Genomic DNA, 25,137 nt, shown 5'->3' with positions numbered 1-25,137 from the left:
GCGCGCGGACCGGGCTCCCCTACCCGCGGTATCTCCACGGCGTGCCGCCGGCCGCGGTCTCGTCAATCGTCCATTGCGGCAGCGCCAGCCCCGGCGCGACATCGGTGAAAACCATGCGCACCCGGCTGCCGATGCCCACCCGCTCGACTTCGGCCTTCGGCGCGAGTACCCCGTCCGGCCGCACCAGATTGCCGATTACGCGGAGCCCCTCTTCCTTGGTCGGCACGCCGCTCTGGGTGTCCAGTTCGACCAGCAACACGAGGTATGGCGTGTGCTGCTTGAAAGCAGGTTGAATGGCATGATGGACTTCGGTGTAGGAATGCACGATGCCGCGCCCCTCGACCGACACCCATTCCGAAATCAGCTCCGAACACCAAGGGCACGCCGTTGTCGGTGGGTAGCGGAGCAGCTTGCACGCTGCGCAGCGCTGGAGGCGGAAATCATGCTTCGCACAATAGGCGAAGTAGGTGAGGTTCTCGTGGTCGAGATCATTGATCTCAAGCGGCATGCCGAGATATTGCGCGGATATCATGTGCTCTACCCTCTCCGCATCACCATGGCCGATCCCGTGCCGGGCATCGCCCAACCAAGATTGGCCGATACCTCGGCATTTTTCACCTGGCGACAACCACCCTCGCGATAATCGTAGGTGTGCTGCCGCCTGCCGTCGGGCCCGGTCGGGCAACTATCATCCGCATCGTGGCGGAGCTGACGCACGTTCTCGATCACCATGGCGATACCGTGGGTATAGCCTTCGCAGAGATGGCCACCGGACGTGTTGTTCGGCCTTTTCCCGCCGAGCATGATGGTGCCGTCGGAGACGTAGTGGCCGCCTTCGCCCTTCTTGCAGAAGCCGTAATCCTCCAGTTGCAGCATGGTGGTGAAGGTGAAGGCGTCATAGGAGCCTGTAAGATCGACATCCTCCGGGCTTACGCCGGAATTCGGCCAGAGGATGTCCTTGGCGTAGTGACCGGCAACGGTTGAAATCGGCCCGACCTGGTAGTGCATGTCGACCCGCGGCTTCGAGCAGCGGCCGACCACGCCGCGGATCCGCACCAGCGGACGCTTCAGGTCCTTTGCCCGCTCGGCTGATGTCACGATGATGGCATTGGCGTTGTCTGTCTCCACGCAGCAGTCGAGCAGATGCAGCGGCTTGCAGATCATGCGGCTGGTGACGACGTCCTCCACGGTGATCCGTTTCTGGTAAAAAGCCTTGGGATTGTTCGAGGCATGATGGCTGTGGGCGACGCGAACATGGGCGACCTGCTCGGCGGTGGTGCCAAAATCGTGCATGTGGCGCATGAAGGTCGGCGCGAACATTTGTCCTGCGCTCTGCCAGCCATAGGCGCGGCTGTGCATCATGTCGCCCGAGACGGGTATTGCGGAGCGCACACCGGTGCCGCCGATCCGCACCTGCGAGAACCCGTTCATTGAACGGAAGATCACGACGGTCTTGCACATGCCGGCCTCGATGACACCGATCGCGATGCCGATCAGCGCCTCGGTCGACGATCCGCCACCGAACACGTCCATGTAAAAATTGAGACGGATACCGAGATCGCCTGCGACGAATGGCGAGAACACCGAGTCGTTGAATTGATACGACAGCATGCCGTCGATCTCGGAAGGATTGAGGCCCGCATCGGCCATCGCGTTGCGTACCGCGATCGACGCGAGTGCCCGCGTCGACTTGTCCGAGCCTCGCGTATAGGAGGTCTCGCCGACCCCGACGATAGCGTATTTGTCGCGCAGGAATTTTGGCGTGGTGGATTCGACATCTTCTCTCGGCAGAGGCATGTCCCAGGGCTCCCGATCCGTTTTTATGTTTCTTGTCTTCTCGCGCCTGAATGAGAATGCTGCATGGCTTTCTCTTTGTCCATCTCCCGACCCCCGCACGCATTCGCGTAAGGCTTGATGATTTCCTCGCCAAAGCGCGGCAGCGTCGTTTCGATATCCGGCATGAACGCCGCCACCGGCAGCGCAAGGCGGCCCACGCCACGCGCGATACGTTCCTCGACAGCCGCGCGCGGGTCGGAGCCCGAATTCGGCAAGGCGCCGGGACAGCCGAGGATCAATTCCACTTTTCCCGGATCGCGGCCAGCCTGCTCGGCCGAACGGCGCACGACGTCGAGTAGCGGCATGGTGTCGACCTGGGCACCGATCGAGGGGAAGAAACCGTCGCCCAGACGGCCGGCGCGCCGGGCGGCCGCCTCCGAGTGGCCGCCGATGATGATCGGCACTGATTTCGCAACCGGCTTCGGATTGCAGTTGACCTTGTCGAAATTCACAAACTCGCCCGCGAAACTGGCACCGTCGCTGGCCCACAATGCGCGCATCGCCGCGACGTACTCATCGGCGCGCTTGCCGCGACGCTCGAAGGGAATGCCAAGCGCGTCGAACTCCTCCTTGAGCCAACCTACCCCGATGCCGATTTCGATCCGCCCGCCGCTGAGATAATCGAGCGTGGCGACCTCCTTGGCCAGCACCAGCGGGTTGCGTTGCGGCAGGATCATCACGGCGGTCATGAGGCGCAGCCGTGTCGTCGCCGCGGCGACCCACGTCAGCCAGATCAGCGGATCGGGAAAGCTTACCGATGAACCGCCCGGCAATCGTCCGTCGGGCCCATAGGGATAGACGCTCGTGTAATTGTCGGGAACCACGACGTGTTCGACAGCAAACACCGAGTCGAAGCCGGCCGCCTCGGCCAGGCGCACCAGACGGCGGGCGCTTTCGGGGTCGGGGAATGCAAAGTTACCGAAGTGCAGCGCGAATTTCACGGCGGCGGTTCCTTCCCGGATCGAGCGGCGCGCTCTATCGGCGCTTTCCAAACGCCACCATGGCACAGGGCAAGTACATCCGGCAGCCACAGTTCATGGCGGCGTCCATGCGCCCACCGACACTGTTCAAGCGCCCCGCTGCTTCGTATCCTCCGGCGAGGGAGGACCGGACGATGAAGCTTGGCCTGTCAATCGGCTATTCGGGCGCACATCTGGAGGTGCCGGTCGCACTTGTGCAGCGCGCGGAAGAGTTGGGGTATGACTCGGTCTGGTCGGCCGAAGCCTATGGCTCGGACGCGATCACGCCACTCGCGTTCCTCGCCGCCAAGACCAACCGCATCAAGCTCGGCACCGGCATCATGCAGCTGGCCGCGCGAACGCCAGCCAACGCAGCCATGTCGGCCGCCAGCATTGATGCGATGTCCGGTGGCGGCCGTTTCATCGCTGGCCTGGGTGTCTCGGGACCGCAAATCGTCGAGGGCTGGTATGGCCAGCCGTGGGGCAAGCCCTACTACCGGGTCAAGGACTACGTCGCGATCATGCGCAAGATCTTCAAGCGCGAAGAACCCGTGACGCACGAAGGCCGCGAGATCAGCCTGCCCTACAAGGGCGAAGGCTCCGCTGGCCTCGCCAAGCCGCTGAAGTCCATCCTGCACATGAACCCCGACATCCCGATCTATCTCGCCACTGGCGGCGAGACGATGGTCAAGCTGACGGCCGAGATCGCCGATGGCTGGCTGCCGATGGGCTTCGTGCCGGGCGCCATGGTGGAGTACCGCCCGTGGCTGGAGGAAGGCTTCCGGCGCGCCGGCAACCGCAAGAGCCTCAAGGATTTCACCATCCAGGCCTCTGTTCATGTCGAGGTCGACAACGACGTCAAGGGAGCGCTGGCGCGCCTCAAGCCGGAGGTGGCGCTCTACGTGGGCGGCATGGGTCATCGCACCAAGAACTTTCACAACGACATCATGGTCCGCCGCGGCTTCGGCGACGCCGCCAGCCGCATCCAGGAACTCTACCTCGCGGGCCATAAGGACGAAGCCATCGCCAGCGTGCCCGACGAGTGGGTCGATCTGAAATCGCTGGTCGGCCCGCCGGCGCGGATCCGCGAACGCTACCGCGCCTGGGAAGACAGCGGCGCGGACTCCCTCAGCGTGCGATCGCGCCAGCCCGAGGCCATCGAGGTGATGGCCCAGGCCGCCCGGCTGAACTAGGTCCTCACCCGCGGAGAACGAGCGCCATGCGTCCACCCCTTCGCGTCGGCACCGTCTACGATTTCCGCAACACGCCGGAATCGGGCATGGACATGCCGAGCCTGTACGCTGCGATCATGGACCAGGTGGTCATGCTCGACGGGCTCGGACTGGATCTCGTGTGGTTCACTGAGCATCACTTCCTCGATGACGGCTACCTGCCGTCGTGGGTGCCGATGGCGGGCGCAATCGCTGCGCGTACCAAGCGCGTGCGTCTATCGAGTGACGTCTGCCTGCTGCCGTTCAACCATCCGGTGCGGCTGGCCGAGGATCTGGCAGTACTCGACAATATCAGCAATGGCCGGATCGAGGTCGGCGTCGGCATGGGCTATGCGCCGCACGAATTTCGCGGCTTCGGCCTGCCCGTTGCGCGCCGCGTGTCGCTGACGGACGAAGGCATCGAGGTGCTGCGCCATTGTTTCACCGGCGAGAAATTCAGTTTTCATGGCAAACGCTACGATTTCGACGATGTGGTGATCAGGCCGCGCTACGTGCAACCGGGTGGCCCGCCGCTGTGGATTGCCGCGATGTCGGAGGCCGGCGCCCAGCGTGCGGCACGCAACGACAGCAATTTTCTGCCGCAGGGCGCGCGATCAACGGTGCTCGATCCATGGCGCGCGACGCTGAAGGCATCCGGCCGCGATCCCGATAATTACCGTGTCGGCATCATCCGCTCCTGCCTCGTGACCGACGACAAGGAGCGCGACTGGCCTGCCGTGCGCGCCGCCGAACGCTATCGTGGCGAGGTCTATCGCAGCTTCAACAAGGATGAGAGCGCGGCCGGTGGCGTTGCGGGCAACACGCGGGAAGCCAGCATCCCCCAGACATGGGTGGTCGGCAACGTCGAGCACTGCGTGAAGGAGCTGACAGTCTTCGTGCGCGAATACGGCATCACCGACCTCGTCACCTGGGCGGTGCCGCCGGGCATGCGGCCGGAACAAATGAACGGCAGTCTCGAACGCTTCGTGCGCGACGTGGCGCCCCGCGTCAAAGCCGCAGGGGCGTCGGCCTGAGGGAAGATGGCGCATGGGTCGCGATCGGACTGGGCTATGCTGAGTTTCCGTTTTCCGGAGCGGCGGCCTACTGGCGCTGGGTCGACATGTGCGAGGCCGGAGGCGTGGATTCGATCTGGCAGACCGACCGGATCGTCGGCCGTCAGCCGTTCCTTGAAACGATGACCACAATGGCGGCATTGGCGGGGCGCACGCGGCGCATGCGGTTCGGCATGAATGTCGTGTCGCTGACATTCCGCGACCCCGTGCTGTTGGCCAAGCAGTGCGCCACCATCGACATGCTGTCCGACGGCCGCTTGCTGCCCGCTTTCGGCATTGGCAGCCCGCTGGCGCCCGAATGGCAGGCGCTCGGCATGGACACCAAGACGCGCGGTCGCAAGACCGACGAGTGCCTCGATATCATCCGCCGCCTGTGGCGAGAGGATTCAGTCGACTTCAGCGGCGCCTTCTACCAGCTGAAGGGCGTTACCATCACGCCGAAGCCCGTACAGCCCGATCTGCCGATGTGGATCGGCGGCTCGACGGATGCCGCAATCCGGCGCACGGCGCGCATCGGAACCGGCTGGCAGGCCGGCGGCGAAGCGCCGGCTGAGGCCGGTCGCGTCGTCGCTGCGATCAAGGCCGCCACCCGCGAAGCAGGCCGATCCATCGACGAAGATCATTATGGTGCTGGCTTCGCGTTCCACTTCGGCGGCCGGGATGCGCCCGCTGTCACCAGGGCGATGGATGCCTACGCCAAGCGCACCGGGCGCGACGCCGGCCACGCATTCGCGATCGGCGACGCCGACACGATACTCGCGCGCATCGCCGAATATGTCGACGCGGGCGTGTCAAAGTTCATTTTGCGGCCCCTCGGTGGCGATGACACGCTTCTGGCCCAGACCCGGCAGTTGATCGAGCAAGTGCTGCCACGCGCGGAAGCGCGCTGGCCGAAACGTCCAAAAGCAAGCGATAAATAAGGCATAAGGGAGATCACGATGCGCATCGGCGGGGCCATGTTTTTCACCGACTATTCGATGTCACCGACCGAACTGGCGCGGGCGCTGGAGGAGCGCGGCTTCGATTCCCTGTGGGTGCCCGAACACTCCCACATTCCGCTATCGCGCAAGTCGCCCTTCCCCAGCGGCGGAGATGTGCCGAAAAAATACTATGACGTGATGGACCCGTTCGTGATGTTGGGTGCAGCCGCGGCAGTCACCAAAACGCTGCTGCTCGGCACCGGCATCTGCCTGATCGCCCAGCGCGACCCGATCCAGACCGCCAAGCAGGTCGCTTCGATCGACCAGATCTCGGGCGGTCGTTTCCTGTTCGGCATCGGCAACGGCTGGAACGAAGACGAGATGGCCAACCACGGCACCGTTTTCGAGACTCGCCACAAGCTGGCGCGCGAGCGTGTCGAGGCCATGAAGGAAATCTGGACCAAGTCAAAGGCGGAGTACCATGGCGAGTTCGTGAACTTCGACCCGATGATGACCTGGCCGAAGCCCGTGCAGAAACCGCATCCGCCGATCATCGTCGGCGGCGCCTTACCGTTCGGCGCGCGGCGCGCCTTGCGCTACGGCGACGGCTGGATGCCCCACCGTACGCGCAGCTCGTACGCAGACGTGCAGGCGCTGCTGCCGAAATTCCGCGAGATGGCAGCCGAAGCAGGTCGCGATCTCGCGTCGGTGCCGATCACGATCTGGGGCGCCAAGGAGAATCTCGACCTGCTCAAGCGCGACCGCGACGACGGCGTCTCGCGCCTGGTCGTCAGCCTCGATTCCGCCAAGGCCGATACGATCCTGCCTGAACTCGACCGCTGGGCGACCTTGATCCGCCAGCTCGGTAGCTAGACGAGCGGCAAGACGTCGGCCCGGAATTTCTGCATGCCTGAAAGCACTTCGTCGGCTGTCGAACCGCCGAAACCAAAATCGAGGCTGCCGACGCCCATGTCGCGCATCGCCCTTATATCGGCGGCAACCAGCGCCGGCGGGCCGGCGAACAGGCGATGTTCGCCGTCGCTGGCCTGTGGCGGCGCGGTCTCACCGAATATCGTGACGCGCAGGCTGATGCCGACCGCCTTGAGATCGCGGCCCGCCTCCGCGGTCATCTTGCTCAGGCGCGCCGCCTGAGCCTTGAAGCGCGACAGGCTGTCGAGCGGGTTCTGTGGGTTGGTGCCGATCGGATACCAGGCATCGCCGATGCGCGCAGCCCGCCGCAGCGCCGGGCCGCTCTCGCCGCCGACCCAGATCGGCGGATGCGGCTTCTGCGCGGGCTTCGGGTCGAAACCGATATTGGCGAACCGGACATGCTTGCCATCGAATTTTGGCGCGTCCTTGGTCCAGAGTTCGACGAAGGCGCGCACATATTCGTCGGTCACGGTTCCACGCGCATCGAAATCCGGCGCGTCGATGGCCTCGAACTCCTCGCGCATCCAGCCCGCACCGATACCGAGCGTCAGCCGGCCGCCCGAGAGGACGTCGATAGTCGAGAGAATCTTGGCGGTCAGCACGGCCGGCCGATGCGGCACCACCATGACTGACGTCACGAGACGCAGCCGCGTCGTTTTCGCGGCGATCCAGGCGATCTCCGTCAGCTGTTCGTGCCGCTCGCCGCGGGTGCCGCTGGGGAATTCCCCGGAGGCGCTGTAGGGATATTCGGCCGCGATCGCGGTCGGAATCACGATATGGTCACTGAATGTTGCATAGTCGAAGCCCATCGCCTCGGCGTCGATCACTATTTTCGCAAGGTGATCTGCGGCCGACAGGGGGCCGGCGGTCGGGGCGTTGAATCCGATCAGCATTTGTTGCGTCCTTACCTGCATTGCATTGCTGGCGTCGATGCGACACCATGCGGCCGCCAGCGGGAGGCGGCAAGCGCCTCCCGCGGGAAATGCGACCCCTCTACGGGCGGAGATGATGGATTGTGACGGCGGCCGGTAGACAGGCGACGCGGCAAAGGTTCGAAGCGCCGCTGGCAGAATTGATTGTAGAGGCTGCGGCCTTGCGCGATTCCGCGCATGGAAGGCTGATTTCCTATTCGCGCAAGGTCTTCATTCCTCTCACCAAACTCTGCCGCGACGTCTGTCACTACTGCACGTTCGCGCAGGTGCCGCGCACGGGCAGGCCCGTCTACCTCTCACCCGAGGAGGTGCTCGCCATTGCGCGCGCTGGAGCGGCCGCAGGTTGCACCGAGGCGCTGTTCACGCTGGGCGATAAGCCCGAGCTGAGATACCAGGCCGCGCGCGACGCATTGAAGACACTCGGCCACGACACGACGATCTCCTATCTCACCGCGATGTGCGCGCTCGTTCTACGCGAGACCGGATTGCTGCCGCATGCCAATCCCGGCGTGATGACACGCGACGAGATCGCCGGCCTGCGCGAGGTGACGGCGAGCCAGGGCATCATGCTGGAGTCCACCAGCGAGCGTCTGTGCAGGCAGGGCGGCGTTCACTACGGCTCTCCGGACAAACATCCCGCGGTCAGGCTGGACACCCTACGGCTGGCCGGCGAATTGAAGGTTCCGTTCACGACCGGCATCCTGATCGGCATCGGCGAGACACGCGACGAGCGGATCGACGCGCTGGAGGCAATACGAGATCTGCACACCGCCCATGGTCATATCCAGGAAGTCATCATCCAGAACTTCCGGGCCAAGCCCGAGACCAAGCTCGCCGACTCCGAAGAGCCCGATCTCGACGACCTGTTGTGGACCATCGCAACGGCGCGCCTCATTCTCGGGCCCGACATGAACATCCAGGCGCCGCCGAATCTGTCGCCCGGAGTCTATCAAAAGCTGATTGACGCGGGGCTCAACGATTGGGGCGGCATCTCGCCGGTCACGCCCGACCACGTGAACCCCGAAGCGCCGTGGCCTGCCATTGCCGAACTCGCCCGCAAGAGTGCGGAGGCCGGCAAGCTATTGGTGAACCGTTTGCCAATCTACCCCGCCTATGTGCGCGCCGCCGATAACTGGCTGGCTCCCGACATCGCCACCCGCGTGCGCCGCATGAGCGACGCGGAAGGCTTCGCGCGCGACGACGACTGGGCGCCGGGCAACACGAGGCCGCCACCGGCGCCGCTGGTGCTCGTCCGCAGCGTCGATGCCGGCATCGCAGGAATTGTTGAGCGTGCCACATCGGGTGAACGACTCGCCTCCGATGACATCGTGCACCTGTTCGCGGCACGCGACGCCGACTACCGGCACATCATGCAGGCCGCCGACGCGCTGCGCCGCGCAGTCAGTGGCGACGTCGTGCGTTACGTCGTGAACCGCAACATCAACTACACCAACATCTGCCATTACCGGTGCAAGTTCTGCGCGTTCTCGAAAGGCCGCACGCACGAGGATCTGCGCGGCTCGCCTTATGATCTCGCCATCGAGGAAGTCACCCGCCGCTCGATCGAGGCGTGGGATCGCGGGGCGACGGAAGTGTGTCTGCAAGGCGGCATCCATCCCGACTATACCGGCGCCACGTACGAGACGATCTGCCGGGCGATCAAGGCTGTAGTCCCTAAGATGCATATTCACGCTTTCTCGGCGCTGGAGGTGACGCAAGGTGCGGCAACGCTCGGTCTGTCGGTCGATGAATTTCTCGCCAGGCTAAAGGGAGCCGGTCTCGGCACCCTGCCCGGCACGGCGGCGGAAATCCTCGACGATGACGTGCGCGCCATCATCTGTCCCGACAAGATCAACACCGGCCAATGGCTCGACGTGCAGCGCGCCGCTCACCAGGCAGGATTGCGCACCACATCGACCATCATGTACGGGCACGTCGAGACCTCGACTTCGTGGGCGAAACATCTGCTCGCGCTACGCGACTTGCAGGCGGAAACCGGCGGCTTCACCGAGTTCGTGCCGCTTCCCTTTGTCCACATGGAAGCGCCGATGTATCGTCACGGCATGGCGCGCTCCGGCCCGACATTCCGCGAAGCCGTGCTCATGCATTCCGTCGCGCGGCTGGCCCTGCACCCGCTGATCCCGAACATCCAGACGTCCTGGGTGAAGATGGGGCCGGCGGGTGCCGCGATCTGCTTGAAGTCCGGCGCGAACGATCTCGGCGGCACGCTGATGAACGAGAGCATCTCGCGCGCCGCCGGCACCCAGCACGGCCAGGAATTTCCCCCGTACGACATGGAAGCACTGATCCGCTCGATCGGCCGCGAACCGATGCAGCGCGACACGCTCTATCGGCCGGTGCCGGAAGAGCGTCGCGCCGCATCCATGATCGCAGCCGACCTGGCGCCGATCGTGCAAACGCCGGCACGCAAGAAGGCGGCGGTCGGTTAGCATCTCTGCACAGAGGTTTTGACCGTTGGCGGGCAGCGGCCCGGCGACGTCGCTCATTCCGCAGGCCGTAAATTCGCACGGGTGCCACGCTGTTGAAGCAGTTGGGGAAGGCGGCGTGGAGTGATACAGCTTAAACAGCGCCTTGCCGGTCTCCATCCCATGCGGTCGAGCACGCCCGCCCCAAAACAACGGAGAAGTTTCGTGACGATCATGCCGAATTCAGTGGAGGGACGGGACATCGCCTATCAGATGCACCCGAACGTCAACCTTCGCGCCTACGAAAAGACCGGCGGCCTCGTGATCGAAAGCGGTGACGGGATTTACGTCACCGACAATAACGGCAAGCGCTATATCGAGGCCATGGCTGGTCTATGGTCGGTGGCGCTGGGTTTTGGCGAGAAGCGGCTGGCGGCTGTCGCCAAGGCGCAGATGGAAAAGCTGCCTTATTACCACACCTTCGGCTTCAGGAGTCATGGGCCGTCGATCGATCTCGCCGAGATGCTGATCAAAATCGCGCCGGTGCCGATGTCGAAGGTGCACTTCACCTCGTCCGGTTCGGAGGCCAACGACCTCGCCGCCAAGATGGTATGGTACCGCTCCAACGCGCTCGGCAAACGGGACAAGAAGAAGATCATCGGCCGCCTCAAGGGCTATCACGGCGTGACCATCGCCGCCGCGTCGATCACCGGCCTGCCACGCAACCACGAGAGCTTCGATCTGCCGCTCGATCGAATGATTCACACCTCATGTCCATCCTATGTGCACTTCGCCAAGGCGGGCGAAAGCGAAGCCGAGTTCACTGCGCGGATGCTGCAGGATCTCGAAAGCCTGATCCTGAAGGAAGGTCCGGAGGCCATCGCGGCGTTCTGGGGCGAGCCGGTGATGGGGGCCGGCGGCGTGCTGATGCCACCCGCCGGCTATTGGGAGGGGGTTCAAGCCATCCTCAACAAATATGACATCCTGTTGGTGGCCGACGAGGTGATTTGCGGATTTGGCCGCACCGGCAAGATGTTCGCCTGCGAGACGTTCAACATCAGGCCGGATGTGCTGGTTGTGTCGAAACAGATCACCTCATCTTACATGCCGCTGTCGGCGATCCTCATGAACGACCGCTTCTATCAGCCGATAGCCGACGAATCCGACCGCATCGGCTCATTCGGCCACGGTTACACCGCGTCTGGTCATCCAGTCGCGACGGCGGTCGGTCTGGAAAATCTGAAGATCATTCAGGAGCGCGATCTGGTCGGCCATGTCGCGGACCTGCAAGATACGTTTCTGTCGGGACTGGCGGAGCTTGCCAAACACCCCGTCGCGCATTCATCGCGCGGCATCGGCCTGATCGGCGCATTGGAGATCAAGCCGTGGACGGATGCCAAGCCAGGCGATGCGGCGCTCGCCGTTGCCGACGCCGCCCTCGAGGCTGGGGTGATTACACGCAACATCGGCGAAGCGGTGTGCTTCTGTCCACCGCTGATCATTACAGCGGTGCAGATCAACGATATGTTCGAGTCTGTGAAGCAGGCGCTGGACAAGGTGGCCAAGAGGAGCGTTTAAGCGGAGAGCTTGAACTTGGTCGTTGAAGTATCCACCTCACCGCACCTCTCCCGTTCGGGAGAGGTCGCATCGCGCGATGCAACTAAACTTAACTCCATCGCGCGCTAGGCGATCCCACGTTTGGCCAGCAACTCGGGCACGCCGAGTTCTTCGAGCAGCGCACGGGTGCGCGTGCCGGCGGATTGCGGCAGGCGCAGGAAGAGCGCCAGATCGACCGGATGATCGATATCCATCGCAATTCCGGGCTGGCGGATCACCGTGGGCTCGATGCCCTGCAGACGCGCAGCGTCGAGGTGCGGGAAGTAACTATTATCGCCGAAGCGAAGCGGTACCGATTCCGGCGGCGAACAGACGACGGCATTGGATCCGAGATCGTCATGCGCGGGCGAGATCGTAAAGGAGGGCGCCGCGAGATGCGCCGACAGCACTGCGTCTATCTCACCGGCGCGAGTGGCCGGAATGTCTCCGGGCATAGTGATCATGCCGAGGCGTCCTTCGCCCGCGAGCAGACGGCGGCCGGCGTCCACGCTGCCGGTATGTCCATCCCGCGCGCCCTCGGTCACGATCCGCGCACCGATCTTCTTGCCAAGGGCCGTCGCGTCCGGATCGAGCGTAACGATCACCACACCGGCCAGAAGCCGGGAGCCTGCAACCGCGTCGAGCATGTCAGTGAGCATCGTGTCGGCGAGCAGCCAGCGTTGGGGCGGCGACAGCAGGCCCGACAGCCGATGCTTGGCGCCATCGAACTCCTTGACCGGAATGATCGCCCAGATATCGCTCATCGTGGCGACGCTAATGCGTCCGCCGCGTCAAGCGTTACGCGCGCCAGCGTCTCCCGGTCCTGCAGGCTCGTCATCAGCGTTTTCGTGATAGTGACCCGCGCGCTGATATTGCCGATCCCATCGGCGTCAGCGTGGTCAACGATATAACCGTCCAGAAGGTCGCTATAGCGTGCGGCGACGCCGGCGGCGCTGGCCTCGAGGCCGAGTTCACGCATCATCTTCGCGGTCGGGCCCTTGACCGCCTGCCCGCCGATGATCGGCGATACCGCGACAACCGGTGCACCACTCGACTTGATCGCCTCGCGCATGCCTGGGATCGCGAGAATCGGCTCGACGCTGATGAAAGGATTGGACGGACAGAGGACCACCGCCCGCACGTCGCCCGAGCGTAGCGCCGCCATGATGTCGGCGTGCGGCCGGGCGAGCGTCACGCCCTCGAATGCCAGCTCATGGACGACCGGCCGGCACTGCTGGCGCACGAAATAATCCTGGAAGTCGATCCAGCCCTCCTCACTGCGCACCCGGGTACGCACCCGGTCATCGCTCATCGGCACCACGCGGGCGGCGATACCGAGGCGACGGCAAATATCTGATGTGACTTCGGACAGCGTCTGGCCCAGGCGCAGGCGGCGGGTGCGCTCGACATGCAGCGCGAGGTCGCGATCGCCGAGCCGAAACCAATCCTCGCCGCCGAGCGCGCCGATGCTCTCCATGAACGACCATGTCTCGTCACGCCGTCCCCAGCCGGTCACGGGATTATTGATGCCGGCGAGCGTGTAGATCAGCGTGTCGATATCGGGCGAGATGCTCAGCCCAAGGTGCTCGAAATCATCGCCGGTGTTGGCAACCACGAGTAGCTCGTCGGCCGGCAGGACGCGGCTCAGACCGAGCGCCAGTTTGGCGCCGCCGATCCCGCCGGATAGCGCCACGACCAGTCGTTTGCTCATCGGAACAAGTCCTCGGCGGCGGGCCGCACCAGCTCGGACGCAGCATTGTCCGGACCGCGCCATGTCAGGCCGCGCACGATCACGACGGGTTGGCCTTCGGCCCCCTGCCCCATCACCAGCGACGCTGCCGCGGCGATCTCGTCCGCATGCCCGGTGACGCTGACCTGAAGCTCGCGGCCGTACAGATCGGGCGAGCCTCGCAGATCCATCAGCGACGGCAGGCCGGCGGCACCAATCGCAACGCCGCAGGTGCCGCGCCGCCAGGCTCGGCCAAAGCTGTCGCTGATGATCACGGCGACCGGCACGCCGAACCTTTGCGACAGGCGCTTCCTCAATATAGCCGCGCTGCCGTCGGGATCGACCGGCAACAACAGCGCCCGCTGGGGATCATCGGGCGAGCCTACATTGGACTGGTCGATGCCTGCGTTGGCCATCACCAGGCCGAGCCGGTGCTCGACGATCAGGACACCCGGCCTCGTCCGCACGACGCGCACCGATTCCGCCAGGATCAGTTCAACGAGCCGCGGATCTTTCTGGACCTTGCCGGCGAGTTCGATCGCCTCCGTCGAGGGCTTGACGGTCGCAAGATCGACCATGCGCCCTTCGGCCTTGGATACGATCTTCTGCGTCAACACAACGACGTCGCCGCCACGTGGCACGATGCCCCCACGCGCCAGCCCCGCACCGATCAAGGCGACGAGATCGTCACCCTTGGCTATCTGCGGAATGCCGGGGACGGCAAGGAGCTCGATAGCGCTGCTGCGTTGCATCGGCCGGTCCCGCGCGCTCAACCGAAACGCTTGCGAAGGCGCGGCAGCACATGCTCACCGTAGAGTTTCAGGAAACGCGCCTGATCCGGTCCCGGCGCGTGGAACACCAGATGCCGGAAGCCAAGACCGACATAGTAACTGATCCGCTCGACATGCTCGTCGGCGTCGCTGGACACAATCCAACGACTGGCGGCGCGCTCCAGCGGCAGCGCGTCAGCAAGGCGCTGCATCTCGATGGGATCCTCGACCGTCATCTTTTCATCCGGCGTCAGCGCCAGCGCCGCCCAGTAGCGCGTATCCTCGAGCGCACGCGCCTTGTCGGTGTCGAACGATACCTTGACCTCGATCATGCGATCGTAGGACTTCGACGGATCCTCCGACGCCGCGATGCCTTCGGCGACCTTCGGCAACAGGGTTTCGGTATAAAGCTCCGGCTTTTTGCCGCTCGTGCAAATGAACCCCTCGCCAGAGCGGCCAGCATAACGCGCGACGAGAGCGCCTGCGGCAGCCACATAGATCGGCACTGGCGTATCCGGGCGGTCGTAGATCGTCGCCTTCTCGGTCTTGTAGTACTGGCCCTCGAAGCTGACCCGCTCCTGGGTCCAGAGCGCCCTGATCAGCATGACGGATTCACGCAGGCGAGCGAAGCGCTCCTTGAATTCCGGCCAAGGCTGGCCAGTCGAAGGCACCTCGTTGAGTCCTTCGCCGGTGCCGATGCCGAGCACGACGCGTCCCGGGAACATCGCACCCATCGTGCCGAATGCCTGGGCAACGATGGAAGGATGGTAGCGAAAGGTCGGCGTCAGCACGCTGGTGCCGATAACGACGCGCGACGTTTTCGCGCCGAGCGCGCCCAGCCAGGTCAGCGAAAAGGGTGCATGGCCGTCGACATGCTTCCATGGCTGAAAGTGATCGCTGATGAAGACGGAATCGAACCCGACTTCTTCGGCAAGACATGAAAAGCCCAGCAACGCGCTTGGCGCGAATTGCTCCGCCGATGCCTTATATCCGAGCCTGATCACCACAAATCTCCTGGTTGGCGCCGGCCGATGCCGAGACCATGGTACACATGGTGGAAATCTATAGATTAGCGGGAAAGCAGCGACCAGCCAAAAAGGGGGAAGCGACCATGCATCTCGGAATAGCCCTACCCTTCGGCGACATCGGCGGTGATGGCCCTATCGTGCGCGAATACGCCGAGCTCGCCGAGGCCGAAGGTTATGACGGCCTGACGCTGGCGGACCACGTGCTCGGCGGCAACCCGGCGAACCCCGCCAGCGGCCGTGCGGGCGGGCTCGGCCTGTTCCACGATCCATTCGTGGCGTTCGGCTTCATCGCTGCCTGCACGAAGAAGGTCGAACTCTCCACCCAGGTGCTGATCCTCGCGCAGCGTCAGACAGTACTGGTTGCCAAACAAGCCGCCAGTCTCGACGTGCTCAGCGGCGGCCGCTTCCGGTTCGGCATTGGTGTGGGCTGGAACGAGATGGAGTTCGTCGGCCTCAACGAGAATTTCCACAACAGGGGTAAGCGTTCCGAGGAACAGGTCCAGGTCATGCAAGCGCTGTGGGCCGATCCCTACGTCACGTTTGAGGGCAGATGGCATCGCCTTCCGGACGCCGGCATCAATCCGCGGCCGCCACAGCGCAAAATTCCGCTGTGGTTCGGCGGTCATATGGACGCGACGCTGCATCGGATCGCAAAATGGGGCGACGGCTGGATGATGCTGTCGGAACCGCCGGGACCCAAGGCCGTCGCCGAATTCGACAAGCTGCGCCGCTTGGTGGAAGCCGAAGGACGCGATCCGGCGTCGGTTGGCTTGGAAGTCTGGACCTCGACCGGCACTGGTACCGAAAAGGACTGGCGCGAGGAGATCAGCTTCTGGAAGCGCGCAGGCGTCACGCATGTCACGCTGCACAACACCTTCGGCGGCTACCACCACAAGCGCATGGCCGGCCGGAGCATGACCGACCATGTCACCGCGATGCGCCGCTACCGCAACGCCGTCGTCGATTTGCTCTAAGGGCTGCGTAGCCTCAGGTATCGGCGAGCGCGGTCAGCATACGGTCGCGGGCGGCGAAATCGCCGTCGGCGTGGACGGGCTGCAGGCAGACATGCGTGGCGCCCGCCGTGAAGTGCTCTCGCAGGCCGCGCTTGATCGTGTCGGCATCGCCCCAGAGAACCATCGCATCGATGAACCGGTCGTTGCCGCCGTCGGCCAGCTCATCCTCGGTGAAGCCCTGTCGCAGCCAACTATTGCGGTAGTTCGGCAGCGCCATGTAGCGCGACAGTTCCTTGCGTCCGAGCGCCCGCGCTTTCGCCGGATCGGTCTCAATCGTTATTTTCTGCTCCACTGCAAGCCACTTCGATGGCCCAAGGATCGCGGCGGCCTCAGCCGTATGCTTTGGTGTCACGTTATAGGGAACAGCGCCGCGCGACTTGGCAGCGCTCAGCGCCAGCATCTTCGGTCCGAGTGCGGCAACCACGACTGGCAATTCGCCGGCGGCCGCTGACTTGTTGATGCCGTCGAGATAGGCGCTCATCGCCGCCAACGGCTTGTCGTAGCGATGGCCGCGCAGCCCCTCGACCATTGGAATGTGGCTGACGCCCAGGCCGAGAACGAACCGGTCGCCGTAAAGTGCGTTCAGCGAGATCAGGGCGCGCTGTGCGGTAAAGGAATCGCGTGCATAGATGTTGGCGATCGAACTGCCGATCGTCAGCTTCTCGCTGCACGACAGCAGCCAGGCCGCCAGCGACATCGACTCATAGCCACGCGATTCCGGGTACCACAGGTTCGAATAGCCGTTGTTTTCAACCGTGCGCACGAAATCGCGCAACTGTGATCCGTCGAGTTTGTCGGTGCTGTACCACACGCCGAGGCGTCCGAGTTTCATGTCGATTGCCTACGGTTGGAGGTGCGCGCGAGCCCCGAATTGCGAGGTTCCGTCGCTGCGGCGCCGACTGCCACGCACCCTAATGGACTGGATCCAGCACGACCACCGGTATCTCGCGCTCAGTCTTGAGCTGATAGTCGGCATAGGGCGGCCAGAATTCGAGCGCCTGTTTCCAAAGCCGGAGGCGTTCCTCGCCCTCCGTTGTCCTGGCCCGCGCCTTCATCTTCTTGGTCCCGACTTGCACTTCAACGTCGGGGTTTGCAAGCATGTTGCGATACCAACCCGGGTGTTCGGACGCGCCTCCCTTTGAGGCGACGACGAAGTAATTGCCGCCGTCGGTGCCGTAAAACAGCGGAAATATGAACTTGTCGCCAGATTTGCGGCCGGTGGTGGTCAGCAGCAGCGACGGCACGGTAAGCTCACCGTGCTGCGGCACCGTCACCTTGTACATGTGCCCGTCGGTTCCGCCGCTCGAAAGGTAGCGGTTCGCGTGCTGGAGCATCCAGTCCGGCAGGTTCGGAGCGAGTTTCGCTTCAGCCATCGTGCCTCTCCTTCAACTGTAGGAAATATACCACCGGGTGCCGGATCGGCCAAATCCGAATTCAAGAGCAACGTAATTTGGCGCTTTGCGTCACTCGCCCTCCGCGAAGCCGGCCCGGACGACTTCCTCGCGCTTGCGCCGTAGGTGGTTTCGCAGGATATGGGCAAGCCCGCCGGCATCGCGCCGCTGCAGCGCGTTCAGGATTCCTTCGTGCTCCTGGATGGCAAGCGCCCAGTGTTCAGGCGTCATCGGAGTGATGAACCGTGCCCGCCGTATCCGCGCTGCAACCGATTCATAGAAACCGGCCAGTACGGCATTATCGGCCGCGCGTACGATAGCCTCGTGAATCGAGCGGTTGCAGCGATAGTACGAGATCAGATCCTGCGCGCGATAATGTTCGACCATGTTTGCCTGCAGGTCGGCGATCTCGCGCAGTTGCGCGTCGGAAATCCGCGGACACGCCAATTCGCCCGCCGCCGCCTCCAGCGCCTCACAGACTTCAAACAGTTCCTTGACGTCCTTCTGCGTGAGCTTCGCGGCGCGCGAGCCGCGATTAGGCAGCAACACGACAAGCCCTTCGGCTGCGAGCACCTTAAGCGCCTCGCGCAACGGTGTCCGCGATATCGCAAAGGACGCGCACAATTCGCGTTCGGGAATGCGCGCGCCCGGCGGGATTTCGCCCTCGGTCAGGACCTGCCGGAGGCGGGACACCACCTCGTCATGCATCATTATCGCGAGCTCCTCGGGGCTTTTAGCGGAACCATTTTGAATGCAAAAATGATCCGAATAAAGCAAATTCGATAGATTCCTATTGCGCACGGCAGTTTTTGCATTCAAAAATGTTTGCCTATGGCCAATCCGAGCATCCTGAGGGGTCTGTCAATAAAATGAATGAAAACGTCACCCCTGACGCAGATCTGCTTTACGAGGTCCGCGACGGCATCGGCCGCATCATTTTCAACCGGCCGCAGGCGAGAAATTCGCTGACGTTCGGCATGTATGAGCGGCTGGCGGCGATATGCGAAGCCGCCGCTGACGATCGCAGCCTGAAGGTGCTGATCCTCAGCGGCGCGGGCGACAAGGCCTTCGCCGCCGGCACCGATATCAACCAGTTTCGCGCCTTTAACACCCCGCAGGACGCCATCGGCTATGAGGTCAGGATTGATCGCGTGCTGACCACGCTCGAACAATGCCGGGTGCCGACCATTGCGGCGATCAACGGCGCTTGCACCGGCGGCGGCGCCGGCATCGCCGCGTGTTGCGACCTGCGCATCGGCACCAGGACCGCGAAGTTCGGGTTTCCGATCGCACGCACGCTGGGCAACTGCCTGTCGGCGGCCAATATCGGCCGGCTCTCGGCGCTGATCGGGGCAACGCGGCTCAAGGAGATCATCTTCACCGCGCGGCTGATCGAAGCCGAGGAAGCCGCCGGCATCGCCTTGCTGCACGAAGTCGTGGAGGATCTCCCTGCCCTCGAACGACGGGCGGATGAACTGGCGCTGCTTATCGCGGGCCATGCACCCCTGACGCTGCGCGCCACCAAACAGGCGCTGCTGCGCGCGCAGCCGAAGCCGGCCGAAGACGAGGACCTGATCCTGATGTGTTATCAAAGTCAGGATTTCCGCGAAGGCATGGACGCCTTCCTGAACAAGCGCCAACCGCAATGGACTGGCGAATAAGCAACAAGAACAACAAGATTGCTGGGAGAAACAATGGGCCCTCTGAGTGGATTGAAGGTTGTCGACCTGACGCACGTCATGGCAGGACCGACCTGCACGCTGATGCTTGCCGATATGGGCGCCGAAGTCATCAAGATCGAGAAAATTCCGGCCGGCGACGACACCCGCTACATGGTTCCTCCCAAAATCGGCGATGTGGCGGCCTCATTCCTGATGATGAACCGCAACAAGAAGGGCATCGCCCTGGACCTGAAGACGCCGGGCGGCGCGAAGGTGCTGCATCGCCTGATCGAATCCGCGGACGTGCTGGTTGAAAACTTCGGCCCCGGCGTGATGGACCGGCTCGGTTTCGGCTACGCCGACATCCGCAAGAAACACCCCGCTTTGATCTACTGCTCGCTGTCTGGCTTTGGCCGCACCGGCCCCTACAAGCATCGCCGCGGCTTCGATCTGGTGGCGCAGGCGATGAGCGGCATCATGGGCTTCACCGGAGAGCGGCCCGACGGGCCACCGGTCAAATGCGGCGCGCCGCTGTCCGACATCACGGCTGGAATTATCGCGGCCATGGGCATTCTCGCTGCCTATGCCCACCGTCTCAAAACCGGCGAGGGTCAATGGGTCGAAACCTCTCTGTTCGAGGCCGCGCTGGTCCAGACCTACTGGCAGGCCGCGATCGCGATGGCCACCGGCGTCGCGCCAAAGGCGATGGGCTCGGCCCATCCGCTCAATGCGCCCTATCAGGCATTCGAGACCGCCGACAAATGGATCGTGGTCGGCGGCGCCAATCAAAAGCACTGGGGTCGCACGCTCGAAGTACTCGGCGCAACCGAACTGGCGCGCGATCCGCGGTTTGCGACCGGCGCCGATCGAATGGGACATTTGAAAGAGTTGGAGGCCCTGCTTACGACGCACTTCAAAACCAGGCCCGCTGAGCACTGGCTGGCTGCGCTTGAAGAAGCCGGCGTGCCCTGCGGCCCCGTCAACGACATGCTGCAGGCCCTCGCCGACCCGCAAACCATCGCGCGCGAAATGGTGGTCGAGGTCGAGCATTCCACGCTCGGCAGCGTCAAGACGATTGGATTGCCGATCAAGTTCTCGCAGACGCCCGGCAAGGTGCGATCGGGCGCGCCGCTCTACGGCGAGCACACCAGTGCCATCTTGGGCGCCTACGGTTTTGACGCCGACGAGATCGCGGCGCTGCACAAGGAAGGTGCGATTGCCGCGGCCGAGTTTGCAAAGGATGAAGTCGGCTGACGCAAGAGCCTAAGAAGCCGCCAAGACCAAAAACAAAATCAAAAGACGTACGGCAGGATAAGCGGGAGGATCAGATGTCTCGGAAGACAACATTCGTAGCGATCGCCTTCGGTCTCGCAATCGGGCTCACGGGAGCGGCAAGTGCCGCGTGGCAACCGGCCAAACCGATCGAATTCATTGCAACGGCAGGCCCTGGCGGCGGCACCGATAATTTTGCCCGTGCGGTCCAGAACATCATCACCAAATACAAACTGGTCGAGCAGCCGATCGTCGTCGTCAACAAGGCTGGCGGCAGCGGTGCCGAAGGCTATACCTATGCCAAAGCCATGGCGGGCGATCCCTACAAGGTCGTGTTCGGCACATCGAATGCCTGGAACCAGCCGATGGTCTCCAAGGTCGCCTATAACTACACCGACCTGACGCCGATTGCCGCGATGGTGCAGGACGAATTCCTGCTCTGGGTCAAGCAGGATGCGCCTTACCAGAACGTTCAGGATTTCATGAAGGCCGTTGCCGCGAAGCCGGCGGGCGATTTCAAGATGGGCGGCGCGCAGTCGAAGGACACCGATGAAACCCTGACCCGCATGATCGACAAGGCGGCGAAGGTGAAATTCGTCTACATTCCCTTCAAGAGCGGCGCCGAGGCCGCGGTCCAACTGGCCGGCGGCCACATCGACGCCCACGTCAACAATCCCAGCGAAAGCATCGGACAGTGGAAGGGCAGTACCCAGCGCCCGCTATGCGCGTTCAGCCCGCAGCGTCTACCGGACGGACCCAAGGTCACAGCGACGCAGAACTGGCACGACATCCCGACCTGCGTTGAATCCGGCCTTGCCATTCCGCAGTTCCAGCAGCCCAGGACCGTCTGGCTGCCGGGAAAGATCACCCCCGACCAGGCCGCCTTCTATGTCGACCTGATGAAGAAGGTGCAGGCCACGCCGGAATGGAAGGAATATATCGAACGGACATCGCAAACCGACACTTTCCTGACCGGCGATGCCTTCAGCAAATTCATCAAGGAAGACATCGAACGCACCCGCAAGGTCGCCGTCGATGAGGGTTGGCTGATCTCCAACTAGAGCTCGGATCATGGTCTCTGGACGCAGCCTGGAAGCGGCGACGGCGCTCGTCACCGGGGCGTTCGGCGCCGCCGTCATGGTCTCCAGCCTCGACAACGGCATTGGCTTGTCCGCCGCCGGCGTCGAGTCCGGCACCTTTCCGTTCATCGTTGGCCTCGTCATCCTGGCCGGCAGCGTGTTCAATCTCGTTCAGGGATGGCTGCACGCCCGGGCCGTCGTGCTCGGGCCCAGCGAACTCAAGCGGGTGGGAATGTTGTTCGTCCCGGCCGCGGTCTTTGTCGGGGTAATTCCGCTGATCGGAATCTATCCGGCCTCCGCCTTCTACGTGTTCGGCGCGCTGGCCTGGCACAAGCGCGGATCGCTGCTGCTTGCGGCCGTCGCCGCAATCGGCGCGGTGCTGGCGCTTTACTCGATATTCGAGCTGACATTCCAGATTTCGCTGCCGCGCGGCGCGCTCGGCACCTTGTTTGGCTTTTAGGGAGCGCTTGGTTGGAAAATCTCGAAGCTCTCATGCATGGCTTTGGCATCGCGCTGTCGGGCAATCATATTTTCCTGATGGTGATCGGCGTGCTGCTCGGCATTCTCGTCGGCGTCTTGCCCGGCCTCGGGGCGCCTAACGGCGTATCGCTGCTGCTGCCGCTCACCTTCGGCATGCAGCCGGTATCGGCGATCATCCTGCTCTCTTCGATGTATTGGGGCGCGTTGTTCGGCGGCTCGGTCACGTCCATCCTGTTCAATATTCCCGGCGAGCCTTCCTCGGTCGCGACCACGTTCGACGGCTATCCGATGGCGCGCGACGGCAGGCCGACCACGGCGCTGGCGACGGCTTTCGGCTCGGCCGCCTTCGGCGCGCTGGCCGGCGTCGTTCTCATTACGCTCTGCGCTTCATGGGTCGCGCAAGTCGCGCTGGCCTTTGGACCACCCGAATATTTCGCGGTCTATTTTCTGGCGTTTGCGAGCTTCGTGGGCATGGGCGGCACGCCGCCGATCAAGACGCTGGTATCTCTGGCGATCGGATTTGCGCTGGCCGCCGTCGGGATCGACACGGTCTCCGGCAGCGTGCGGCTCACCATGGGCATCGACGAGATGGTGAAGGGCGTCAGCTTCGTGGTCGCCGTGATGGGCCTGTTCGGCATCGGCGAGTTGCTGATTGCCGTGGAAGAGGAATTTCACGTCAAGGCGATCTCTTCGAAAGTGGAGTGGCGCGAAGTCTTTCGCACGCTCGCGAGTCTTCCGCGTTATGGCTGGGCGCTGTTGCGCAGCGCGGCGATCGGCTGCTGGATGGGCATTACCCCAGGAGGCCCGACCGCCGCATCGTTCATGAGCTACGGCATCGCCAAGCGTCTTTCGCCCCGGCACGCCAACTTCGGCAAGGGCGAGCCGGAAGGCATCGTCGCTCCGGAAGCTGCCGATCATGCCGCCGGCACCAGCGCCCTGCTCCCGATGCTGTCGCTGGGCATCCCGGGATCGGCAACCGCCGCCGTGATGATGGGCGGCCTGATGATCTGGGGCCTCAATCCCGGACCGATGCTGTTCGTCGAGCAAAAAGACTTCGTCTGGGGACTGATCGCTTCGATGTATCTCGGCAACGTCGTCGCCGTGGTTCTGGTGCTGTTGACGGTACCGATCTTCGCCGCGCTGATGCGCGTGCCGTTCTTCATCATTGCGCCTGTGATCGTCATCATCTGCACGGTGGGCGCCTACTCGGTTTCCAACTCCTATCTCGACGTCGTGCTGATGATGGGATTCGGCGTCTTGGGATACCTGTTCAAGAAACTTCACTACCCGCTGGCGCCGCTGGTGCTCGCGATCGTGATCGGCGACAAGGCGGAAGATGCTTTTCGCCAGTCCATGCTGATGTCGCGGGGCTCGCTTGGAATATTCTTTGCCAAACCGCTGGTGACAACGCTGATCCTGCTTGGCGCGGCGCTGCTGCTGATGCCGGTGATCTGGCGCACGATCGGCCGGATGATGCCGCGGTCACAGGTGAAGCCATGATGATCGCACCGAACCAATTGGCCGCAGAAGAGCGCAGGAGATATTGATGAGACCGGTTATAGCGCTTGCGATGGGTGATCCTGCCGGCATCAGTCCGGAATTGACGGCCAAACTCCTCGCCCTCGATGAAGTCGTTGACAAGGCCCGGATCGTCGTCATCGGCGACCGCCGCGTCCTTGACGACGGCGCGCGCATTGCCGCGGTGAAGCTCGATTTGGTGTCGGCATCACCTGACGCCGATTTTTCAAAGGATGAGCGGGTCCCGGCCTTCATCGATCTCGGTCATCTTGATCCGGCCTCGGTTACGCGAAGCACCGCGACCGCCGAGGGCGGTCGGTTTGCGCTCACCAATTACCGTCATGCGTTGATGATGGGACGCGACGGCCGGGCCGACGCGGTCTGCTTCACGCCCTTCAACAAGAAGGCCATGCGCCTTGCGCACCCGGTCTATGACGACGAGATCAGCTTTTCGGCCGACGTGGTCGGGCTTGACGGCCCGGCGAGCGAATTCAACGTACTGGACGGGCTGTGGAACGCACGCGTCACCTCACATATTTCGCTGGCGGAGGTGGCGTCCCACATCACCAAGGAACGCGTTCTGCGCGCACTGCGGCTGACGGATGCCTCGATGAGAACCGCCGGGTTCGAACGTCCGCGCATCGCGGTCGCAGGCCTCAACCCCCATGCCGGGGATGGCGGCAATTTCGGGCGGGAAGAAATCGACGCAATCGCACCCGCAATCGAGCAAGCGCGCGCCGACGGGATCGCGACCGAAGGCCCGTTTCCCGCGGACACCGTGTTCCTGCGCGCCAAGAGCGGCGCGTTCGATGCGGTGCTGACGATGTATCATGACCAAGGCCAGATCGCGATGAAGCTGATAGGCTTCGATCGCGGCGTGACACTGCTGGGCGGCTTTCCCTTTCCGATATGCACGCCGGCACACGGAACTGCCTACGACATCGCTGGAAAGGGCGTCGCGGGAATCGGCGCTGCGCGAGCGGCGATGCTGCTTGCCGCCGAAATGGCGCAGAAGAGATCGACTTCGACTTATTTCTCCAAGGTTCCGACACGGCAGTGATGCGTTGGTTGATTGCGGTACGGTGGCACAGGCATTGCCAATAATCAGCAACTGGAATGCAGGTCCAGTTTGAAACAGGGCGCCGCCGGGACAACGCATTCGAGCCCGGTGGCGTATCTTTTTGCAACCACCCGCCAGCGTGGATCGGCGGGCTTAATGCGTAGTCCTTCTAAGTCCCCACGGTTCAGGCGTTTCAGACCGCTTCGGGAACAAGTGACAACGAACGGCGTTGATGGCGGTCCGAAATGGATAT

The 25,137-nt window shown here is 63.4% G+C and carries 24 protein-coding genes; 13 read left to right on the top strand and 11 right to left on the bottom strand.

Going from position 1 to position 25,137, the window contains the following annotated elements; all coding sequences use genetic code 11:
- Nucleotides 1-19: 19 nt before the first annotated feature.
- The 3 genes from ACPPVP_RS22920 to ACPPVP_RS22910 are packed head-to-tail and all read right to left on the bottom strand — an operon-like array spanning nt 20 to nt 2,777.
- Nucleotides 20-532 (bottom strand): Zn-ribbon domain-containing OB-fold protein, encoded by a 513-nt coding sequence (locus tag ACPPVP_RS22920; RefSeq protein WP_426524676.1) that lies wholly within the window; start codon nt 530-532, stop codon nt 20-22.
- A gap of 5 nt (nt 533-537) precedes the next feature.
- Nucleotides 538-1,797, bottom strand: coding sequence for a thiolase C-terminal domain-containing protein (locus tag ACPPVP_RS22915; protein ID WP_426524674.1), 1,260 nt, complete (start codon nt 1,795-1,797; stop codon nt 538-540).
- A gap of 23 nt (nt 1,798-1,820) precedes the next feature.
- Nucleotides 1,821-2,777, bottom strand: a complete 957-nt coding sequence (locus ACPPVP_RS22910; protein ID WP_426524672.1) for an LLM class F420-dependent oxidoreductase — start codon at nt 2,775-2,777, stop codon at nt 1,821-1,823.
- Between the two features lie 173 nt (nt 2,778-2,950).
- On the opposite strand from ACPPVP_RS22910, the gene ACPPVP_RS22905 reads away from it, so the two are divergent.
- The 4 genes from ACPPVP_RS22905 (at nt 2,951) to ACPPVP_RS22890 (ending at nt 6,872) form a co-directional block, all read left to right on the top strand.
- Complete coding sequence (locus tag ACPPVP_RS22905) at nt 2,951-3,988, top strand: LLM class F420-dependent oxidoreductase (RefSeq protein WP_426524670.1); 1,038 nt, start codon at nt 2,951-2,953, stop codon at nt 3,986-3,988.
- A gap of 26 nt (nt 3,989-4,014) precedes the next feature.
- On the top strand, nt 4,015-5,040 hold the full coding sequence (locus ACPPVP_RS22900; RefSeq protein WP_426524668.1) for an LLM class flavin-dependent oxidoreductase: 1,026 nt from the start codon (nt 4,015-4,017) through the stop codon (nt 5,038-5,040).
- A gap of 104 nt (nt 5,041-5,144) precedes the next feature.
- Nucleotides 5,145-5,999, top strand: a complete 855-nt coding sequence (locus tag ACPPVP_RS22895; protein ID WP_426524666.1) for an LLM class flavin-dependent oxidoreductase — start codon at nt 5,145-5,147, stop codon at nt 5,997-5,999.
- 18 nt (nt 6,000-6,017) lie between these two features.
- The gene (locus ACPPVP_RS22890; RefSeq protein ID WP_426524664.1) at nt 6,018-6,872 is read left to right on the top strand and encodes an LLM class F420-dependent oxidoreductase; all 855 of its coding nucleotides are present in this window, start codon (nt 6,018-6,020) and stop codon (nt 6,870-6,872) included.
- Here ACPPVP_RS22890 and ACPPVP_RS22885 read toward each other — a convergent pair.
- A complete protein-coding gene (locus ACPPVP_RS22885; protein ID WP_426524662.1) occupies nt 6,869-7,822 on the bottom strand; it encodes a TIGR03619 family F420-dependent LLM class oxidoreductase in 954 nt (317 codons plus the stop codon). The genes ACPPVP_RS22890 and ACPPVP_RS22885 overlap by 4 nt on opposite strands.
- 122 nt (nt 7,823-7,944) lie before the next feature.
- Between ACPPVP_RS22885 and cofH the strand changes: the two genes are divergently transcribed.
- Entirely contained in the window at nt 7,945-10,311 is a 2,367-nt protein-coding gene (gene cofH / locus ACPPVP_RS22880) for a 5-amino-6-(D-ribitylamino)uracil--L-tyrosine 4-hydroxyphenyl transferase CofH (RefSeq protein ID WP_426524660.1), read from the top strand.
- A gap of 201 nt (nt 10,312-10,512) precedes the next feature.
- Nucleotides 10,513-11,865 (top strand): aspartate aminotransferase family protein, encoded by a 1,353-nt coding sequence (locus tag ACPPVP_RS22875; protein ID WP_426524658.1) that lies wholly within the window; start codon nt 10,513-10,515, stop codon nt 11,863-11,865.
- Nucleotides 11,866-11,969: 104 nt separating this feature from the next.
- Here the strand turns inward: ACPPVP_RS22875 and cofC are convergent, their stop codons facing one another.
- Genes cofC through fgd form a run of 4 tightly spaced genes read right to left on the bottom strand, consistent with a single transcriptional unit; the run spans nt 11,970 to nt 15,386 of the window.
- On the bottom strand, nt 11,970-12,647 hold the full coding sequence (cofC, locus tag ACPPVP_RS22870; RefSeq protein WP_426524656.1) for a 2-phospho-L-lactate guanylyltransferase: 678 nt from the start codon (nt 12,645-12,647) through the stop codon (nt 11,970-11,972).
- A complete protein-coding gene (cofD, locus tag ACPPVP_RS22865) occupies nt 12,644-13,594 on the bottom strand; it encodes a 2-phospho-L-lactate transferase (RefSeq protein ID WP_426524654.1) in 951 nt (316 codons plus the stop codon). Before cofD ends, cofC begins: the two co-directional genes overlap by 4 nt.
- Nucleotides 13,591-14,364 (bottom strand): coenzyme F420-0:L-glutamate ligase, encoded by a 774-nt coding sequence (gene cofE / locus ACPPVP_RS22860; RefSeq protein ID WP_426524652.1) that lies wholly within the window; start codon nt 14,362-14,364, stop codon nt 13,591-13,593. Before cofE ends, cofD begins: the two co-directional genes overlap by 4 nt.
- A 17-nt stretch (nt 14,365-14,381) precedes the next feature.
- Nucleotides 14,382-15,386 (bottom strand): glucose-6-phosphate dehydrogenase (coenzyme-F420), encoded by a 1,005-nt coding sequence (gene fgd, locus ACPPVP_RS22855; RefSeq protein WP_426524650.1) that lies wholly within the window; start codon nt 15,384-15,386, stop codon nt 14,382-14,384.
- A gap of 107 nt (nt 15,387-15,493) precedes the next feature.
- On the opposite strand from fgd, the gene ACPPVP_RS22850 reads away from it, so the two are divergent.
- On the top strand, nt 15,494-16,384 hold the full coding sequence (locus ACPPVP_RS22850) for an LLM class F420-dependent oxidoreductase (RefSeq protein WP_426524648.1): 891 nt from the start codon (nt 15,494-15,496) through the stop codon (nt 16,382-16,384).
- Between the two features lie 13 nt (nt 16,385-16,397).
- On the opposite strand, the gene ACPPVP_RS22845 is transcribed toward ACPPVP_RS22850, so the two are convergent.
- From ACPPVP_RS22845 to ACPPVP_RS22835, 3 genes are all read right to left on the bottom strand, one after another.
- Nucleotides 16,398-17,255 carry a TIGR03620 family F420-dependent LLM class oxidoreductase gene (locus ACPPVP_RS22845; protein ID WP_426524646.1) on the bottom strand — a complete coding sequence of 286 codons (858 nt, stop codon included), beginning with the start codon at nt 17,253-17,255 and terminating at the stop codon, nt 16,398-16,400.
- 79 nt (nt 17,256-17,334) lie between these two features.
- Complete coding sequence (locus ACPPVP_RS22840) at nt 17,335-17,796, bottom strand: nitroreductase family deazaflavin-dependent oxidoreductase (protein ID WP_426524644.1); 462 nt, start codon at nt 17,794-17,796, stop codon at nt 17,335-17,337.
- Nucleotides 17,797-17,886: 90 nt separating this feature from the next.
- Entirely contained in the window at nt 17,887-18,525 is a 639-nt protein-coding gene (locus tag ACPPVP_RS22835) for a GntR family transcriptional regulator (protein WP_426524642.1), read from the bottom strand.
- A gap of 158 nt (nt 18,526-18,683) precedes the next feature.
- Between ACPPVP_RS22835 and ACPPVP_RS22830 the strand changes: the two genes are divergently transcribed.
- The 6 genes from ACPPVP_RS22830 (at nt 18,684) to ACPPVP_RS22805 (ending at nt 24,884) form a co-directional block, all read left to right on the top strand.
- Nucleotides 18,684-19,475, top strand: coding sequence for an enoyl-CoA hydratase/isomerase family protein (locus ACPPVP_RS22830; protein ID WP_426524640.1), 792 nt, complete (start codon nt 18,684-18,686; stop codon nt 19,473-19,475).
- Nucleotides 19,476-19,508: 33 nt separating this feature from the next.
- A complete protein-coding gene (locus ACPPVP_RS22825) occupies nt 19,509-20,729 on the top strand; it encodes a CaiB/BaiF CoA transferase family protein (protein ID WP_426524638.1) in 1,221 nt (406 codons plus the stop codon).
- 74 nt (nt 20,730-20,803) lie between these two features.
- The gene (locus ACPPVP_RS22820) at nt 20,804-21,808 is read left to right on the top strand and encodes a Bug family tripartite tricarboxylate transporter substrate binding protein (protein ID WP_426524636.1); all 1,005 of its coding nucleotides are present in this window, start codon (nt 20,804-20,806) and stop codon (nt 21,806-21,808) included.
- A 10-nt stretch (nt 21,809-21,818) separates the two neighbouring features.
- Entirely contained in the window at nt 21,819-22,286 is a 468-nt protein-coding gene (locus tag ACPPVP_RS22815; RefSeq protein WP_426524634.1) for a tripartite tricarboxylate transporter TctB family protein, read from the top strand.
- Nucleotides 22,287-22,297: 11 nt separating this feature from the next.
- Entirely contained in the window at nt 22,298-23,806 is a 1,509-nt protein-coding gene (locus ACPPVP_RS22810) for a tripartite tricarboxylate transporter permease (RefSeq protein WP_426524632.1), read from the top strand.
- 46 nt (nt 23,807-23,852) lie between these two features.
- Nucleotides 23,853-24,884: a 4-hydroxythreonine-4-phosphate dehydrogenase PdxA gene (locus tag ACPPVP_RS22805; RefSeq protein ID WP_426524630.1), complete on the top strand. Its 1,032-nt coding sequence runs from the start codon at nt 23,853-23,855 to the stop codon at nt 24,882-24,884.
- Nucleotides 24,885-25,137: the final 253 nt, after the last annotated feature.

It is taken from the genome of Bradyrhizobium sp. McL0615 (assembly GCF_049993905.1).
In the GTDB taxonomy this organism is placed as follows: domain Bacteria; phylum Pseudomonadota; class Alphaproteobacteria; order Rhizobiales; family Xanthobacteraceae; genus Bradyrhizobium.
This window is presented reverse-complemented; position numbering and strand designations above follow the sequence as displayed.